This is a genomic window from Micromonospora citrea (assembly GCF_900090315.1).
GTDB classification, from domain to species: Bacteria; Actinomycetota; Actinomycetes; order Mycobacteriales; family Micromonosporaceae; genus Micromonospora; species Micromonospora citrea.
The window spans coordinates 6,254,324-6,270,774 of sequence record NZ_FMHZ01000002.1 but is presented as its reverse complement, the minus strand read 5'-3'; the positions used below and the strand labels follow the sequence as shown (position 1 = coordinate 6,270,774).

14 protein-coding genes are annotated in these 16,451 nt (G+C 75.3%); 4 read left to right on the top strand and 10 right to left on the bottom strand.

Going from position 1 to position 16,451, the window contains the following annotated elements:
- Positions 1 to 166 precede the first annotated feature (166 nt).
- Both rfbB and GA0070606_RS28570 read right to left on the bottom strand, forming a co-directional pair.
- Positions 167 to 1,177 (bottom strand): dTDP-glucose 4,6-dehydratase, encoded by a 1,011-nt coding sequence (gene rfbB, locus GA0070606_RS28575; protein WP_091106322.1) that lies wholly within the window; start codon positions 1,175 to 1,177, stop codon positions 167 to 169.
- A gap of 313 nt (positions 1,178 to 1,490) precedes the next feature.
- Positions 1,491 to 2,300 carry a SigB/SigF/SigG family RNA polymerase sigma factor gene (locus GA0070606_RS28570; protein WP_091106321.1) on the bottom strand — a complete coding sequence of 270 codons (810 nt, stop codon included), beginning with the start codon at positions 2,298 to 2,300 and terminating at the stop codon, positions 1,491 to 1,493.
- Positions 2,301 to 2,491: 191 nt separating this feature from the next.
- Between GA0070606_RS28570 and GA0070606_RS28565 the strand changes: the two genes are divergently transcribed.
- Positions 2,492 to 3,307, top strand: a complete 816-nt coding sequence (locus GA0070606_RS28565; RefSeq protein WP_091106320.1) for a formate/nitrite transporter family protein — start codon at positions 2,492 to 2,494, stop codon at positions 3,305 to 3,307.
- 86 nt (positions 3,308 to 3,393) lie between these two features.
- Here GA0070606_RS28565 and GA0070606_RS28560 read toward each other — a convergent pair whose 3' ends face one another.
- The 4 genes from GA0070606_RS28560 to GA0070606_RS28545 are packed head-to-tail and all read right to left on the bottom strand — an operon-like array spanning position 3,394 to position 6,989.
- Complete coding sequence (locus GA0070606_RS28560; protein WP_091106319.1) at positions 3,394 to 3,861, bottom strand: MaoC family dehydratase; 468 nt, start codon at positions 3,859 to 3,861, stop codon at positions 3,394 to 3,396.
- The gene (locus tag GA0070606_RS28555; RefSeq protein ID WP_091106318.1) at positions 3,858 to 5,030 is read right to left on the bottom strand and encodes an acyl-CoA dehydrogenase family protein; all 1,173 of its coding nucleotides are present in this window, start codon (positions 5,028 to 5,030) and stop codon (positions 3,858 to 3,860) included. The genes GA0070606_RS28560 and GA0070606_RS28555 overlap by 4 nt, the downstream gene beginning before the upstream one ends.
- A 34-nt stretch (positions 5,031 to 5,064) precedes the next feature.
- Entirely contained in the window at positions 5,065 to 5,823 is a 759-nt protein-coding gene (gene fabG, locus GA0070606_RS28550; protein ID WP_091106317.1) for a 3-oxoacyl-ACP reductase FabG, read from the bottom strand.
- 17 nt (positions 5,824 to 5,840) lie between these two features.
- The gene (locus tag GA0070606_RS28545; RefSeq protein WP_091106316.1) at positions 5,841 to 6,989 is read right to left on the bottom strand and encodes an acyl-CoA dehydrogenase family protein; all 1,149 of its coding nucleotides are present in this window, start codon (positions 6,987 to 6,989) and stop codon (positions 5,841 to 5,843) included.
- A gap of 89 nt (positions 6,990 to 7,078) precedes the next feature.
- On the opposite strand from GA0070606_RS28545, the gene GA0070606_RS28540 reads away from it, so the two are divergent.
- The 3 genes from GA0070606_RS28540 to GA0070606_RS28530 are packed head-to-tail and all read left to right on the top strand — an operon-like array spanning position 7,079 to position 10,281.
- On the top strand, positions 7,079 to 7,744 hold the full coding sequence (locus tag GA0070606_RS28540) for a TetR/AcrR family transcriptional regulator (RefSeq protein ID WP_091106315.1): 666 nt from the start codon (positions 7,079 to 7,081) through the stop codon (positions 7,742 to 7,744).
- A gap of 48 nt (positions 7,745 to 7,792) precedes the next feature.
- Positions 7,793 to 9,211 carry an aldehyde dehydrogenase family protein gene (locus GA0070606_RS28535; RefSeq protein WP_091106314.1) on the top strand — a complete coding sequence of 473 codons (1,419 nt, stop codon included), beginning with the start codon at positions 7,793 to 7,795 and terminating at the stop codon, positions 9,209 to 9,211.
- Entirely contained in the window at positions 9,208 to 10,281 is a 1,074-nt protein-coding gene (locus GA0070606_RS28530) for an alcohol dehydrogenase catalytic domain-containing protein (protein ID WP_091106313.1), read from the top strand. The genes GA0070606_RS28535 and GA0070606_RS28530 overlap by 4 nt, the downstream gene beginning before the upstream one ends.
- A gap of 164 nt (positions 10,282 to 10,445) precedes the next feature.
- Here the strand turns inward: GA0070606_RS28530 and GA0070606_RS28525 are convergent, their stop codons facing one another.
- The 4 genes from GA0070606_RS28525 to GA0070606_RS28510 form a co-directional block, all read right to left on the bottom strand.
- A complete protein-coding gene (locus GA0070606_RS28525) occupies positions 10,446 to 11,912 on the bottom strand; it encodes a serine/threonine-protein kinase (RefSeq protein ID WP_176737461.1) in 1,467 nt (488 codons plus the stop codon).
- A gap of 115 nt (positions 11,913 to 12,027) precedes the next feature.
- Entirely contained in the window at positions 12,028 to 14,754 is a 2,727-nt protein-coding gene (locus GA0070606_RS28520; RefSeq protein WP_245724850.1) for a helix-turn-helix transcriptional regulator, read from the bottom strand.
- An 81-nt stretch (positions 14,755 to 14,835) separates the two neighbouring features.
- Positions 14,836 to 15,447, bottom strand: a complete 612-nt coding sequence (locus GA0070606_RS28515) for a TetR/AcrR family transcriptional regulator (RefSeq protein ID WP_091106310.1) — start codon at positions 15,445 to 15,447, stop codon at positions 14,836 to 14,838.
- Between the two features lie 48 nt (positions 15,448 to 15,495).
- Entirely contained in the window at positions 15,496 to 16,320 is an 825-nt protein-coding gene (locus tag GA0070606_RS28510; RefSeq protein ID WP_091106309.1) for an acyl-CoA dehydrogenase family protein, read from the bottom strand.
- Between the last annotated feature and the right edge of the window lie 131 nt (positions 16,321 to 16,451).

Below are 16,451 nucleotides of genomic sequence, written 5' to 3'. Positions count from 1 at the left end.
AGGCGGAGGCCGCCGGGCCGGCGATCGCCGCGATCGGCGGGACGCGGCCTTCTCCGACCGGGTCCTCGACGGCGACGGCGCCCCGACCGGGCCGCCGGACAGCACGCGCCGAGGCCGAGCTGCCTTCCGCGACGGGCACCCGCCGGGCGGCGGCGTCAGCGCCGGCTCACCGCCACGCGGTCTCCTCGGCCACCTGTACGCGGTCGAGCAGCGGCCGCCACCAGGCCTCGTGCTGCCGGTACCAGGCGACCGTCTCGGCCAGCCCGGCGTCGAACCCGATCGTCGGGGCCCAGCCCAGCTCGCCCCGCAGCCTGCCGGAGTCGAGCAGGTAGCGGCGGTCGTGCGAGGGGCGGTCGGGCACCCGCTGCTTCAGCTCCGGGCCGAGGCCCAGCTCCGCGAGCACGGCGTCGGCGAGCGTCTCGACGTCGACCTCCACGCCGCTGCCGACGTTGTACGTCTCCCCCAGCCGGCCGTGCAGCAGCACCGCCTCGACCGCGCGGCAGTGGTCGGCCACGTGCAGCCACTCCCGGCGGTTACGGCTGGAGGCGTAGACCGGCAGCGGCAACCCCCGCAGCGCGCGCGTGACGAACAGCGGGATGACCTTCTCCGGGAACTGGTACGGCCCGTAGTTGTTGGCGCAGGTCGTGATCGTGAACGGGATCCCGTAGGTGTGGCCGAAGGCGCGTACCGCGTGGTCGCCCCCGGCCTTCGCGGCGTTGTACGGGGTGCGCGGCCGGTAGGGCGACTCCTCGGTGAAGGCGCCGGGGTCGTCGAGCGCCATGTCCCCGTACACCTCGCAGGTGGAGATCTGGTGGAAGCGGATCCCGTCGCGGCCGACCCGCCGGACGGCCTCCATGAGGGCGACGGGGCCCAGCACGTTCGTCTCGAAGAAGGCCGTCGGATCGAGCACCGCCCGGGAGTTGTGCGACTCGGCGGCGAAGTTGACCACGACGTCGACGCCGTGCTCGCGCAGCACCCCCTCCACGGCCGGCTGGTCCCGGATGTCTCCCCGTACGAAGGTGACCGGGTCGTCGAGGTCGGCGAGGTTGGCCAGCGTGCCGGAATAGGTCAGCAGGTCGAAGGCGACCACCCGGTCCTGTGGGTGGGCGCGGCGCCAGTGCCGGACGAAGTTGGATCCGATGAAGCCCGCCGCGCCCGTGACGAGAATCGCGCTCACTGTTCTCTCCTGCCTTCGCCGGTCGCCCCGGCCGGCTGCGTCGGCGACGTCCGGCCCGTCGTCTGCGACGCGGCCCGTCGACCGGCCCGCGTGGGTGGTTGCCTCCGACGAGTCTGCCCGGCGGCGCGGCGTCCCGGGCGGCGGGTCGTACGTCCACGGCGTCGGCGCGCACCCGCGCGCCGCGGCACTGGCAAGGGCCCTCCCCCCGCCGGAGCGGGAGGAGGGCCCTTTGCCGGCAGAGCCGGGGGCGGCGGCCTGCGCGATCCGGTCGAGCCGAACCGATTGGCGCCGCCGGCGCGACGGAAAGCCGGGATCAGCAGTCGGCGAGCTGGCCGCGCAGCTTTCCGAGGGCGCGGGCGAGGAGCCGGGAGACGTGCATCTGGGACACGCCGACCTGGGCGGCGATCTCGCTCTGCGTCAGGTTGCCGTAGAAGCGCAGGGTGAGGATCTTCTGCTCCCGCTCGTCGAGGGTGGCGAGCGCCGGGCCGAGGGCCACCCGCAGCTCCGCCAGCGCGAACTCGTCGTCCTCGGCGCCCAGCGTGTCGCCCAGCTCGGTGGCGCTGTCGCCGTCGCCGATCGGGGTGGACAGGGAGACCGCATTGTAGGCGCGGGCGCCCTCGAGGCCCTCCAGGACCTCTTCCTCGGTGATGTCGAGGTGGGTGGCGATGTCGGCGACCGTCGGGGCCCGGTTGAGCGTCTGGGTGAGGACGCCGTTGGCCTCCGAGATGCGCAGCCGCAGCTCCTGCAGCCGGCGCGGGACCCGGATGTTCCAGGTGCGGTCGCGGAAGTGGCGCTTGATCTCGCCGAGGATCGTCGGGATGGCGAAGCCGGCGAAGTCGACGCCGCGGGAGGCGTCGAACCGGTCCACGGCCTTGATCAGCCCGAGGGCGGCCGTCTGGGCGAGGTCGCCGGTGGGCTCGCCGCGCCCGCTGTAGCGGTAGGCGAGGTGGTTGGCCAGCGGCAGCCACGCCTCGATGACGCGGTCCCGCAGCGCCGGCCGGTCGGGGTGCCCCTCGGGCAGGGCGGCGAGAGCGGTGATCAGCTCGCTCGCGCGGGACTCGTCGCCGGCGGCCAGGGTGTCGGCGTCGGTGGTGGTCTTCGGCGCGGTGGTCGTGGTGATCATGTCTGCCTTCCTGTCCCACTTCGGCGCGGCGGCGCCCGGAGGCGTCGACCGCAGTGCAGCCACCCTAGACCAAAGGTTGCCGTCACATCAACCGAACGGCCGATGGACGAAGCGACCAAAACGGGCGGAAGGCGCCTGAGCGAGCCGAAATTCGGACGGGTTGGCGGCCGGCAGAACGGGGACATGCCGGCATGGGCGACATCCGTCACCGCCTCGCCGGGCGGCCGGGCCGACCCGACCAGGAGATCGAGGAAGCGTTCGACCGCGTCGTCGCCGAGGGCGACACCCGGCTGGCCCGCCCGTGGCTGTCCCTGGTGGCCACCGGGCTGCTCGGCGGGATCGACGTGGGCACCGGCGTGCTGGCGTACCTGCTGGTCGAGCACGCCACCGGCCAGCCGCTGCTGGCCGGGGCGGCCTTCGGCATCGGCTTCGTGGCGCTGCTGCTGGCCCGCGGCGAACTGTTCACCGAGAACTTCCTGGTGCCGGTCACCGCGATCGCCGCCGGCCACGGCACCCCGCCGGCGCTCGCCCGGCTCTGGGGCGTCACCCTGGCCGGCAACCTGCTGGGCGGCTGGCTCGTCGCCTGGCTGATCACCCGGGCCTACCCGGAGCTGGGCGCCACCGCCGTCGCCACCGGCGCGTACTACGCCGACCTGGGGATCAACGCACGGTCCTTCGTCCTGGCCGTGCTCGCCGGCATGGTCATCACCCTGATGACCCGCACGCAGCTCGCCAGCGACAGTCTCGGCATCCGGCTGGTCGCCGCCCTGCTGTTCGGCGCCCTCCTGGCGGGCGGGCGGCTCTTCCACAGCGTGCTCGACTCGATCCTCATGTTCGCCGCCCTCACCGCCGGCTCGGCGCCGTTCGGCTACCTGGACTGGCTCGGGGCGCTGGCCTGGTCCGTCCTGGGCAACGTCGTCGGCGGCGTCGGGCTGGTCGCCTTCCTCCGCCTGGCCCGCGTCCCGCACCGGGTGGCCGACGAGCGCCGCCGGCACGGCAGGGGCTGAGTCGGCGACGCCCGGCGTGGGGAACCGGGTTCCCGGAGCCGGACCGGGCCGCCCCACGCGCGCGGCGCGGGGCGGGCGACGAAGGCTCAGTCGGTCGCCGGCCCCGCGTAGAGCCGGCTGACCGTCTCGGCGACGCAGACCGGCTTGGTGCCGGCGTCGCACTCCACGCTCACCCCGGTCACCAGTTGCACCCCGCCGTCCACCGGGGTCACCCCGGCGATGGTGGCGGTGGCCCGCACGGCGCTGCCGACGGGCACCGGGGCGGGGAACCGGACCCGGTTGAGCCCGTAGTTGACCCCCATCCGCACCCCCCGCACCCGGTAGAGCCGGCCGACCAGCGCCGGCACCAGGGACAAAGTGAGGAAGCCGTGGGCGATCGTGGCGCCGTACGGGCCGGCGGCGGCCCGCTCGGCGTCGAGGTGGATCCACTGATGGTCGTCGGTGGCGTCGGCGAACAGGTCCACCCGGCCCTGGTCGATGCGCTGCCACTGCCCGGGGCCGAGGGTCTCGCCGACCGCGGCCGCCAGGTCGTCGAGGGAGGCGAAGGTCCTCATGCCAGGTGCCCTCCCAGCTTCGTGTAGCCGCGCAGCAGGTCGCGCGCGATGATCAGCCGCTGCATCTCGTCGGTGCCCTCGAAGATCCGGTAGAGCCGGACCTGCCGGTACCACCGCTCGACGGGCAGCTCCCGGGTGTAGCCCATGCCGCCGTGGATCTGGAGGACCCGGTCCACCACCCGGTTGACCATGCCGGCGCCGTAGAGCTTCGCCATCGACGAGGCGTGCCGCGGGTCCATGCCCTGGTCCACCGTCCACGCGGCCCGCAGGATGAGCCACCGGGCCGCCTCCAGCTCCGTCTCGGAGTCGGCGATCATCCACTGGATCGCCTGGTTCTCGCCGATCGGGCGGCCGAACGTGTGCCGGGTGTTGGCGTGGTCGACGGCCATCCGCAGGGCCCGCTCGGCGATGCCGACCGCGTGCGAGGGGATGGTGTAGCGCCCCTTGCCGATCCACTCCATCGCCAGGGCGAAGCCCTGGCCGGGCTCGCCGAGGATGTTGCGCCCGGGCACGCGTACGTCGTCGAAGACCAGCGAGGCGGGGCCGCCCTCGCCCATCGTCTGGATGAACTCCGAGCGCCAGCCCATCTCCCGGTCCACCAGGAAGGCGGTGGCGCCGCCGTTGCGGGCCCCCTTGTCGCGGTCGGTCACCGCGATGACGATGGCGAAGTCCGCCTCGTTGCCGCCGGTGATGAAGGTCTTCTCGCCGTTGAGGACCCAGTCGCCGCCGTCGCGGCGGGCGCTGAGCCTGATGTTGGCCGCGTCGGACCCGGCCCCCGGTTCGGTGATCGCGAAGCAGCTGCGCCGCTCGCCCTCGATGGTCGGGAGCAGGAACTCCCGCTTCTGCTCCTCGTTGGCGCGGAACAGGATGTTGTCGGCCTCGCCCCCGAAGCGGAACGGCACGAACGAGCGGCCGATCTCGGTCCAGATCAGCGACTGGGTCACCGCCGGCAGGTCCATGCCGCCGTACTCCTCGGGGGTGGCGAGCCCCCAGAAGCCGAACGCCCGCGCCTTGAGCTGCAACTCGCGCAGCTCGCCGGGTTCCAGGCCGGGCCGGTGCTCGCGTTCGCGCCGGAGCAGCTCCTGCTCCAGCGGCACGACCTCCCTGGTGATGAAGTCGCGGGCGGTGTCGCGGACGGCCCGCTCGGTGTCGGAAAGTGCGAAGTCCATGTCCCCTCCGGGTCCGTGAGACGGTACGCGCGCCTCAGCGCGCGCCGCCGTTGACGTACAGGGTCTGGCCGCTGACGTACGAGGCGTCGTCGCTGGCCAGGAAGGCGACGACCGAGGCGATCTCGGCCGGTTCGGCGACCCGGCGCAGCGGGGTGTGCTCGGCGACCGTCCGCTGGTGCTCCTCCGGGCTGCTGCCCACCCGCTCGGCGGTGGCGGCGGTCATCGCGGTGGCCACGTAGCCGGGGGCGACGGCGTTCACGGTGACGTTGAACGGGCCCAGCTCGACGGCGAGGGTGGCGGTCAGCCCCTGCACGCCCGCCTTGGCCGCCGCGTAGTTGACCTGCCCGCGGTTGCCGAGGGCGGAGCGGCTGCCGAGGTTGACGATCCGCCCGTAGCGGGCCTCGACCATGTGCCGCTGCGCCGCCTGGCAGCAGAGGAACATGCTCGTGAGGTTGGTGGTGAGCACCGCCTCCCACTCCGGCAGCGGCATCCTGAACAGCAGGTTGTCGCGGGTGATGCCGGCGTTGTTGACCAGCACGTGCAGCCCGCCGTACGCCCGGACCACCTGCTCGGTCATCGCGGCGACCGCGTCGGGGTCGGTCACGTCGCAGCCGATGCCGACGGCGCGACCGCCGGCGGCGGCGATCTCGTCGGCGACGGCCCGGCTGCGGTCGGTGTCGAGGTCGACCACGGCGACGGCCGCGCCCTCGGCGGCGAGCCGCTGGGCGGTGGCGGCGCCGATGCCCCGCGCGGCGCCGGTGACGACGGCGACCCGGTCGGCGAATCTGGTCACGGTGTGCTCCCTGGGGGTCAGAAGGCGTTCACGCCGGTGAGCGCGCGGCCGATGAGGAGTTGCTGGATCTGGCTGGTGCCCTCGTAGAGAGTGGCGACGCGGGCGTCGCGCAGGTACTTGCCGACCGGGTACTCGTCGATGTAGCCGTAGCCGCCGAAGACCTGCACGGCGTTGTCGGCGGCACGGACGGCGGCCTCGCTGGCGAAGAGCTTGGCCATCGACGCCTCGGTGGCGAACGGCTCGCCCCGGTCGATGAGGTCGGCCACCCGCCACACCAGCAGCCGCGCGGCGGCGGTGTCGACGGCGATGGCGGCGAGCAGTCGCTGCACGAGCTGGTGGGCGGCGATGGGCTTGCCGAACTGGGTGCGCTGCCCGGCGTAGCCGACCGCCGCGTCGAGGCAGCCCTGGGCGATGCCGACGCAGCCGGCGGCCACCGACATGCGGCCCTTGGCCAGGGTGGCCAGCGCGAGCCGGAAGCCGGCGCCCTCCTCGCCGAGGCGCGCCGAGTCGGGCACCCGTACGCCGTCGAGGCGCAGCTCGCCGGTGGCCTGGCCGCGCAGGCCCAGCTTGCCGTGGATCTCCCGGCGGGTCAGGCCGGGCGCGTCGGTGGGCACCAGGAACGCGGTGACGCCCCGGTGCCCCGAGCCGCCGGTGCGGGCGAAGACCAGCGCGACGTCGGCCGTGGTGCCGTTGGTGATGAACGTCTTCGCGCCGGTGACCAGCCAGTCGCCGCCGTCGCGGACCGCCCGGGTGGCGAGCGCGGCGGCGTCCGAGCCGCTGTCCGGCTCGGTCAGCGCGAAGCAGCCGAGCGCGGCGCCGGAGCAGAGCCGGGGCAGCCACCGCGCCCGCTGCTCCGCGGACCCGTGCGCGGCGATGGACTTGGCGACCAGGCCGAGCGAGACGGAGACGATGCCTCGCACCGACGAGTCGCCCCGGCCCAGCTCCTCCAGCACGAGGCAGTAGGAGAGGTGGTCGCCGCCGGAGCCGCCGTCCTCCTCGCCGATGGTCAGCCCGAGGAAGCCGAGCCGGCCGAGCCTGCCGACGATCTCCGGGTCGACCGACTCGCGCCGGTCCCAGGCCGTGGCGTGCGGTCGCACCTCCCGGTCGACGAAGTCGGCGGCGAGCCGGCGGACCGCGACCTGCTCGGGGGAGAGCTGAAGGTCCATGCGACATAAACTAGCGGTGCAAGTTTAATTCCGTCCAGACCCTGTGTGGCAGAGTCTGCGGCGGACCCACCCCGAGGTAGGAGGAACGCATGCCCCGGCCACGGCAGGCCCTGCTCAGCCGGCAGCGGATCGTCGAGGCCGCCGCCGCGCTGATCGACGCCGAGGGCCTGGAGGGCTTCTCCACCCGCCGGCTCGCCGCCGAACTCGGGGTGCGGGGCCCCTCGCTCTACAACCACTTCGCCACCAAGGACGAGATCCTCGACGCGGTGGCGGACAGCATCACCGGCCAGGTCGACGTGTCGTTCTTCGGCCACGTCGACTGGCGCGAGGCGCTGCGGCGATGGGGGCACTCCTACCGCGCGGCGCTCGCGGCGCACCCGAACATCGTGCCGTACCTGGCCCGGGGGCCGGGGCGCCGGCCGGCCGCGCTGGCCATGGCCGACGCCGTCTACGGCGGGCTCGTCGCCGCTGGATGGCCGCCGGCCCGGGCCACCCACATCGGCGCGCTGATGCGCTACTTCGTCGCCGGCTCGGCGCTCGGGTCGTTCGCCCGCGGCTTCGTGGAGGACCCCGGGCTGTACGCGGAGCAGTACCCGCACCTGACCCAGGCCCACCGGCTGGCCGAGCACCAGCAGCGGGTGGACGAGGGCGCGTTCGCCCTCGGCCTCGACGCGCTCGTCGACGGGCTGTCGCGCACGTACGAGGCGCAGATCGGGCCGCTGCCGCCCCTCCCGCCCGACGGCGCGGCGTACTAAGGTCAAAACTTGCACCGCTAGTTTCGGCCGACGTACGTGAGGGGCGCGATGGATCTCGCACGGACCGACTTCTACCTCGACGGACAGTGGACCGCCGCCGGATCCGGGGAGACCGTCGCGGTGCGCAACCCGGCCACCGAGCAGGTCATCGCGACCGTGCCGGCCGGCACGGCGGCCGACGTCGACCGGGCCGTCGCCGCGGCCCGCGCCGCCTTCCCCGGCTGGGCCGACACCGCGCCCGCCGACCGGGCGGCGCGGCTGGACCGGCTGCACGCCGCGCTCACCGCCCGGGCCGACGAGATCGCCCGCACCGTCGCCCTCGAACTGGGCACCCCGCTGAAGGTGGCCATCCGGGTCCAGGCCGGCCTGCCGCTGACCGTGCTGCACAGCTACGTCGAGCTGGCCGCCCGGCCGCCGGCCGACGAGACGGTCGGCAACTCGCTGGTGGTCCGGGAACCGGTCGGCGTGGTCGGGGCGATCACCCCGTGGAACTACCCGCTGCACCAGGTCGTCGCGAAACTCGCCCCCGCCCTCGCCGCCGGCTGCACAGTGGTGCTCAAGCCCAGCGAGCTGACCCCGCTGACGGCGTACCTGCTCTTCGAGGCGATCCACGAGGCCGGCTTCCCGCCCGGCGTGGTCAACCTGGTCACCGGCACCGGCCCGGTGGTGGGCGAGGCGATCGCCGCGCACCCCGACGTCGACATGGTCTCCTTCACCGGCTCGACCGCCACCGGCCGGCGGATCTCGCACCTCGCCGCCGACCGGATCGCCCGGGTCGCCCTGGAACTCGGCGGCAAGTCGGCCAACGTCGTCCAAGACGACGCCGACCTGGCCACGGCGGTCAAGGTCGGGGTCGGCAACGCGTTGCTCAACTCCGGCCAGACCTGCACCGCCTGGACGCGGCTGCTGGTGCACCGCGACCGCTACGACGAGGCCGTCACCCTGGCCGCCAAGGCCGCCGCGGGCTACCGGCTCGGCGACCCGTTCGACCCGGCCGCCCGGCTCGGCCCACTCGTCTCCGCCGCGCAGCGGGAACGGGTCACCGGCCACGTCGCGCGGGGGCTGGCCGACGGCGGCCGGCTGGTCGCCGGCGGTCCCGACGCCCCGCTGCCCGAGCGCGGCTTCTTCGTCGCCCCGACGGTGATCGCCGACGTCGACCCGGACAGCGCCCTGGCCCAGGAGGAGGTCTTCGGCCCGGTGCTCGCCGTCATCCCGTTCGGCGACGACGACGAGGCGGTGGCGATCGCCAACAACTCGCGGTACGGGCTGGCCGGCGCGGTCTGGTCCGCCGACGACGAGCGGGCGCTGCGGGTGGCCCGGCGGCTGCGTACCGGCGCCGTCGACGTCAACGGCGCCCCGTTCAACCCGCTCGCCCCGTTCGGCGGCTACAAGCAGTCCGGCCTCGGCCGGGAGCTGGGCCGCTACGGGCTGGACGAGTTCCTCCAGACCAAGGCGATCCAGCGGTGAGGGCGCTCGTCGCCCGGGCCGTCGGCGAGCCGCCGCGGGTGGAGGAGGTGGCCCTGCCCGCGCCCGGGCCGGGCGAGGTGCGGGTGGACGTCCGGGCGGCGGGGGTCTGCCACTCCGACCTGTCCATGGTCGACGGCACGCTCGCGCCGCCGTACCCGCTGGTGCTCGGGCACGAGGCGGCGGGCGTCGTGGTCGAGGCCGGCGAGGGGGTCTCCCGCGTCGCGCCCGGCGCGCACGTGGTGTTGAACTGGGCGCCGCCCTGCCGGCGGTGCTGGTACTGCGGGCACGGCGAGCCCTGGCTCTGCGAACGCTCCGGCTCGCCGGCGGCGGCCCGGGGCAACACGGCGGCCGGCGAGCCGCTGCACGTCACGCTCGGCCTCGGCGCCCTCGCGGAGGCGGTGGTGGTGCCGCAGGAGGCGGTGATCCCCGTCCCGGCGGAGCTGCCGTTCGAGGCCGCCGCGCTGCTGGGCTGCGCCGTGCTCACCGGCGTCGGTGCCGTGCGGCGCACCGCGCGGGTGGCCGCCGGCGAGTCGGTGGCCGTCATCGGGCTCGGCGGGGTGGGGCTCTCGGTGGTCTCGGCCGCCCGGGCCGCCGGCGCGGAGCAGGTGCTCGCCGTCGACGTCTCGCCGGCCAAGGCGGGGCTGGCCGCCGCCGCCGGCGCCACCGACTTCCTGCTCGCCGACGACTCGCTCACCCGGGCGATCCGGGAACGCACCGGCGGCCGGGGCGTCGACCACGCGATCGAGTGCGTCGGGCGCAGCGCCACCATCCGTACGGCGTGGCGGGCCGCCCGGCGCGGCGGCCAGGTCATCGTCGTCGGCATGGGCGCCAAGGACGACGTGGTGGGCCTCGGCGCGCTGGACATCTTCCACTCGGCGCGGACGCTGCGCTCCTCGGTGTACGGCTCGTCCGATCCCGACCGGGACGTGCCCGAGCTGGCCCGGGCCGTGCTCGACGGCACCCTCGACCTCGCTCCCCTGATCACCGACCGGTGCGACCTGGACAGCGTCGCGGCGGCGTTCGACCGGATGGCCCGCGGCGAGGGCGCCCGCACCGTCGTGCGGCCCTGACCCAGCCGCCCGCGCGCTCCGGTCGCCCGATCCCGACAGCCGCCCCGCGATCATCAGCAGCGTGATCGTCAGCAGCGCCCGCTGCGACCCGGTCCACCTCTGGAACTTCCGTCGTAGCGGCGGATGAGAGCCAGGGCCGAGAATCGTTGAGTGGTGGAGCCAGGTCAGGGCCGGCGCACCGACGCGATGCTGAGAAGGGTGACCCATGCGCATCCCAGGACGATGCTGGCCGCGCCCATCATCATCAGGAATACAAAAAGGCCGTCATCGACGTGGACGGTCGGCAGCCCGGCCAGGACGCGTCCGGTCGCGCAGACCGCCAGCGCCGAGCCGGCGGCCACCCCGAGGATCGTCACGGTCGTGCCTGTCCGCCGCAGGAAGGCTGCCGCCACGACGAACGCGACACCCTGCAGGGCGAGAGGCATGAACACGAACAACATGTCCGGAAAGCCGTAACTCATTTCTGGAGTGGCCAGCCAGGCCAGGAAGAGCAGACTGAACGGGAGCGTCGAGCACAGGGCGAACCGTGCACCGATGTGGTAGCGCCAGACTGCCGCCCCCAGGACAGGGCTGGACAGCAACAGGAGGCTCATACTGATTGTCGCCAGAATGCTGATGTCGAGCGCCATGGGCATGGACAAGAGCCCGACCAACCCGGCGGCGTTGATGATTACCGATGCAGCAGTCAGCAGTGGAATGTTCGGCCGGTCAGCACCGGGCACGGCGGCCGGGGGCGTCCGCTCGTCCGGGTCGAGCAGTCGCGTTCGCGGCTGGGCGAACATCGGACGCGTAGGCGGTGTCAGCGGGGCGGTCGCCTGATCATCGACCGAGAGCGCGGGCTGCTCCCCGGTGACCCAGCGCAGCACCTCGGCGGCGTTCGGCCGGCGCTTCGGGTCCTTGGCCAGGCACTTCCCGAGCACCGGACGCAGCGCGCCCGGCACTCCCGTCAGATCCGGTTCGGCCTCCAGGATGGCGCGCATCACCGACGGCGTCGTGTCGCCCGCGAACGCATGCCGTCCGGTGGCGGCGAACACCATCGTCCCGGCCCAGCTGAACAGGTCCGCCTCGGGACCGATCGCGCCGCCCATGAACTGTTCAGGAGCCATGAACGCCGGCGTGCCGATCACGCTGCTCGTGACGGTCTGGTCGAAGGCCCGGGCGATCCCGAAGTCGATGACCACCGGCCCCTCGGCGCCCATGACGACGTTGCTCGGCTTGAAGTCGCGGTGCACGATCCCCGCCCGATGGATGGCTGTGAGCGCGGTGAGGGTCGCCACCGCCAGTCGTTCGAGGCCGCTGCCGGACCGCACGCCGTCGCCGCGCACCAGACTGTCGAGCGTCTGCCCCGCGACGAACTCGCTCACGATGTACGGCCTGCCGTCCGCGACGCCCGCGTCCAGCACCCGTGCCGTGCAGAATCCCGCGACGCGGCGCGCCGCCTCCGCCTCGCGCTCGAATCGCCGGCGGGCAGCCTGATCGGCGGCCACGTGGATGTTGAGCACCTTCACCGCTACCTTGTGGCCGGCAGAGTCCTGTCCCAGATAGACGGTGCCCTGTCCGCCCCTCCCGAGCACACCCGACAGGCGGAAGTCGGCGATGTTTCCTGGATCCGTGGACACGAGGGACTGCACGGGACGCAGCCTAGTGGCGTCAGGGGTACCGGCCAACCAGGTCGACGAAGCGGGGCCGGCCGGGTCGCCGCGTGGTCCGGATTCCGGGCGCCGCGTCCGCGACCGGGCTGTCGAACTAGGACAGCGCTCGGGCCAGTTCGGTGCGGGAGCGGATGCCGAGCCGGTGGAAGATGTTGCGCAGGTGGTGGTCGACGGTGCGGGTGGAGAGGAACATCCGGGCGGCGATCTCCCGGTTGGTGGCGCCCTCGGCGACGAGCTGCGCGATCCGCAGTTGCTGGCCGGTGAGCAGCCGGGCCGCCGACAGGTCCGGCCCGCCGACGGACTCCCCGGCCGCCCGCAGCTCCGTGGTGGCCTGCTCCGCCCACGCAGCGAGCCCGAGCAGGTCGAAGGTCTCCCGGGCGGCGTGCAGGTGCTCGCGGGCGTCCCGGGGGCGACGGCTGCGGCGCAGCTCACGGCCGAGGAGCAGCTCGGTGCGGGCCCGCTCGAACGCGGCGGCGTCCCCCGGGTGCAGCCGCAACGCGTCGCGGAACCGGCGCTCGGCCTCGGCGCTGCCCCGGGGCGCGAGCAGCGCGTGGCAGCGCGCCGACAGCGCCCGGCGGGACGGGCTGGCGGTGCTGCTGGCCCAGCGGTCGAAGACGGCGAGCGCGGCGGCGGCCGCCGGCCGGTGGGCCGAGCCCGCGGCGGCCTCCACCAGGTACGGGGTGGCCATCACCTGGATCAGCACCTGCCCGCGGCCGGTGCCCGGCCGGGCCAGCGCCGTCAGCCGCGCCGCCGCGGCGGCGTGCCGGCCGTCGACCAGGTCGAGCACCGCGAGGGCCCACTGCGCCAGGGCCCGGGGCCGGCTGTGCGGGGCCGGCCCTTCGCCGATCTCCCGGATCCGGCGCAGGCTCGCGTCCCGGTCGGCCCGGACGGCGGCCAGCACCGCCAGCATGCCCAGGTGGACGCCGGCGGAGTTGACCTGACCGGTGTCGCGGGCGACGCGCAGGCCCTCCCGGGAGCTGTCCGCCGCGGCCTCGTGCCGGCCCAGCCAGTACTCGGCGATCGCGCGCAGTTCCAGCGCCCGGGGCAGCACCGACAGCTCTCCCCCGGCGCGCGCCAGCTCGACGGCGCGCCCGGCGAGCCGGTGGGCGGCGTTGTCCACCGCGACCAGCAGGCCGGCGACCGCCGCGCAGGTCAGGGCGGTCGGGGTCAGCGCCGGCCCGGTCAACCGGTTCCCGAGCACGACGGCCCGCCGCAACGCCGGCCCGCCCTGGTCGTGGTCCCCGCGCAGCGTGGCGGCCGCCCCCGTGACCAGCGAGGCCATCAGCTCGGCGGCGGGCGGGTCGCCGGGGCGGCGCAGTGCCGCCACCCGTCGCGCCACCTCCGCGTACCGGTACTGGTCGCCGGCGAAGCAGACCGCCTCGCCGGCCCGCACCAGCGCGCCGAGGGCGGCGAGCCGGTCGGCGCCGGACACCGGCCCGGCGGCGGCCAGCAGCGTGGCCGACGCGACCGACGGCGAGCCGCACCGCAGCTCCAGCTCCCCGCGGAGCAGCTCGGCCCGGCCCGCCACGACGGGGTCGGCCGGGCCGGGCGGCAGCCCGGCCAGCAACCGGCGGGCCCGCTGCGGCCGGCCGGCCGACCAGGCGTGGCGGGCGGCGGCCACCAGGCGGGCGGCGGCGTGCCGCGGCTCGACGCTGAGTTCGGCGGCCCGGTGCAGCGCCGCCGCCGCGTCCTCCCCCGTCGCGTCGGCGGCCGCCGCCTCGAGTTCCGCCGCCAGCGCCGGGTCCGGGCGCTCGGCCGCGGCGGCGAGGTGCAGGGCGCGGCGCAGCCGCTGCGCGGGGCCGTCGAGTACGCCGGCGAGCAGCAGGTGGGCCGCGCACCGCTCGGCCAGCGGCGCGCCGTCGACGACCACCGCCCGGGCCGGCGGTTGCGGCAGGGCGACCCGCCCTGGGCCGACCCGGACCAGGCCGGCGGCCTCGGCCGGGGCGAGTGCCTCGACCGTCGTGCCGGCGGCGCGCGCGGCCCGCACCAGGGTGGCCGGTTCGCCGTCCTCGTCGAGCGCGGCGAGCAGCAGCACGCGGCGGGTGTCGGCGGGCAGCCGCTCCAGCCGGGCCCGGTAGCCGCGGCCCAGCGCCCCGTCGACCGGCGGCGCCTCGGGCAGCGGCTCGTCGCCCCGGCGCTGCCCGGGGCTGAGCACCTCGGCGAGGTCGACCAGGGCCTGCGGGTTGCCGCCGGCGATCGCGGTGAGCGCGGCGGCCACCGCCGGCGCGATCCCCGGCACGCGGTCGGCGAGCAGGGCGGTGCCGGCGCGCTCGTCGAGGGGCGCGAGCCGGTGCTGGGGCACCCCGCCGAACGCGGTGTCGGCACCGGCGGTGAGCAGGACGGTGACCGGCAGGTGGCGCAGCCGGCGGGCCACGAAGCCCAGCACGTCGGCGGTCGGCCGGTCGCCCCGGTCGACGTCGTCGACGGTGCAGAGCAGCGGGCGTTCCCGGGCGGCGACGGCGAGCAGCCTCAGCACGGCCGTCGACAGGGCGAGGCGACGGTGGGCGGGGCAGCCCTCGCCGGCCAGCGTCCGGCACAGCACCCGGCGCTGCGGCTCGGGCAGCGCGACGGCGCGGTCGAGCACGGGGTCGAGCAGGCGTTGCAGGCCCGCGTACGGCAGCTCCGCCTCCTCCGCCAGGCCGGCGCCGGTCAGGACGGCGCGATCCCCGGCGTGGCGGTGGGCGTAGGCCACGAGGGCGCTGCGGCCCGTGCCCGGCTCGCCCCGCAGCAGCAGCGCCGCCCCCGCGTCCGGGGCGCCGTCGAGCAGCCGGCGGACGGCCAGGCACTCGGCGTCGCGGCCCCACAGCCCGGATAGTTGCACTCTCGATGCACTAACCATGCATCGAGTTTTACCCATAAGTAACCGGAAGGAAAGAGTCGGCTGCCGCCCGGGCGGGCAGCGTCAGCCGGCCGCCGCGCCGGCCAGCAGCGCGCCCACGGTGCGGGCCATCACCGCCCTGGCCTGGTCGACGCCGAGCCCCAGCCCGTCGCGCAGCATCGACCACGCCGGCCACATGCTCGCCGCGACCAGGGCGTGCACCAGCTGCTCCCGACCCGGCCCCGCCTGGGCCAGCTCCGCCGCGAAGAGCCGCTCCACCTCGTCGCGGACCCGGGCGATGTGCTTGAGCCGGTTGCGGTGCAGCTGCTCGGACACCGGCTCGCGCATCTGCGCGGCCCTGGCCGACGGCGCGATGAGCTGGAGCAGCCGGGCGCGTTGCCGGCAGTAGGCGTCGACCCGCTTGGCCAGCGGCAGCGCGGGCGAGATCGGCCGGTACGCGGCGTCCTGCTGCCGCAGCACCTCCGCGCCGCTGGCCTCGAAGAGGGTCTCCATGTCCTTGAAGTTGGTCCAGAGCGTCCGCAGCGAGATGCCGGCCCGCTCGGCGATGCGCTCGCCGGTCGGTCGCAGGTCGCCCTCCGAGATGAGCGCGAGGTGCGCCTCGACGATCGCCGCCCGGGTGCGCGCCGCCCGGGCCGTCCGCCCGTCGACCCGGCCCGGCGCCTCGACCCCGCCCATCCGCGCTCTCCCCCTCGCCGCCGCCATCGCGCCCACCGCCTCGCGAGTCTAGACGCGCGCCGTGTCGCGATCCGGCTGGTGCCGGCGCAGCTCACGACGGGCCAGCGACTGCCGGTGCACCTCGTCCGGGCCGTCGGCCAGCCGCAGCGCGCGGGCCCGGACCCAGAGCCCGGCCAGCGGCGTGTCCTGGCTGAGCCCGGCCGCCCCGTGCGCCTGGATGGCCCGGTCGATCACCCACTCGACGGTCGCCGGCACCGCGATCTTGATCGCCTGGATCTCGGTGTGCGCGGCCCGGTTGCCGACGGTGTCCATCAGCCAGGCGGTCTTGAGCACCAGCAGCCGGGCCTGCTCGACGCGGACCCGCGCCTCGGCGATCCAGTCCCGGATCACGCCCTGCTCGGCCAGCGGCGCGCCGAACGCGTTCCGGTCGCCGACCCGGCGACACATCAGCTCGAGGGCCCGTTCGGCCATGCCGAGCAGCCGCATGCAGTGGTGCACCCGGCCCGGCCCGAGGCGGGCCTGGGAGATGGCGAAGCCGTCGCCCTCCGCCCCGATCAGGTTTCCCGCCGGCACCCGGACGTCGACGAAGTCGATCTCGGCGTGGCCGCCGTGGTCGCCGTCGTCGTACCCGAAGGTCCGCAGGCCGCGGCGGACGGTGACCCCGGGGTGCCCGCCGGGGAGGAAGAGGTTCCACAGGCCGCGGCGACGTGCCTCGGCCTGCAGCTCGGCGACCACCGGCGGGGCGGCCCACGGATCGGCCCGGGCGCGCACCTGCTCCTCGAACGCCGGCTCGGCCGGGTACACCCGCTCGGCCATGAAGGCGAGCAGCCGCCCCCGCAGTCGCTCGGTGGTCTCGTCGTGGCGGAAGTCCATCAGGCGTTCTCCGTCCTCGGTGGAAGCGGCCCGCCCGCCGGCCGGGGCGCCACCCCGGGGTCCCGCCGGCAGGCCCGCGGGCGCGAGACCGCGGCGGCGCGCCCGCCGGGCCGGCGTGCCACGTCACGGCG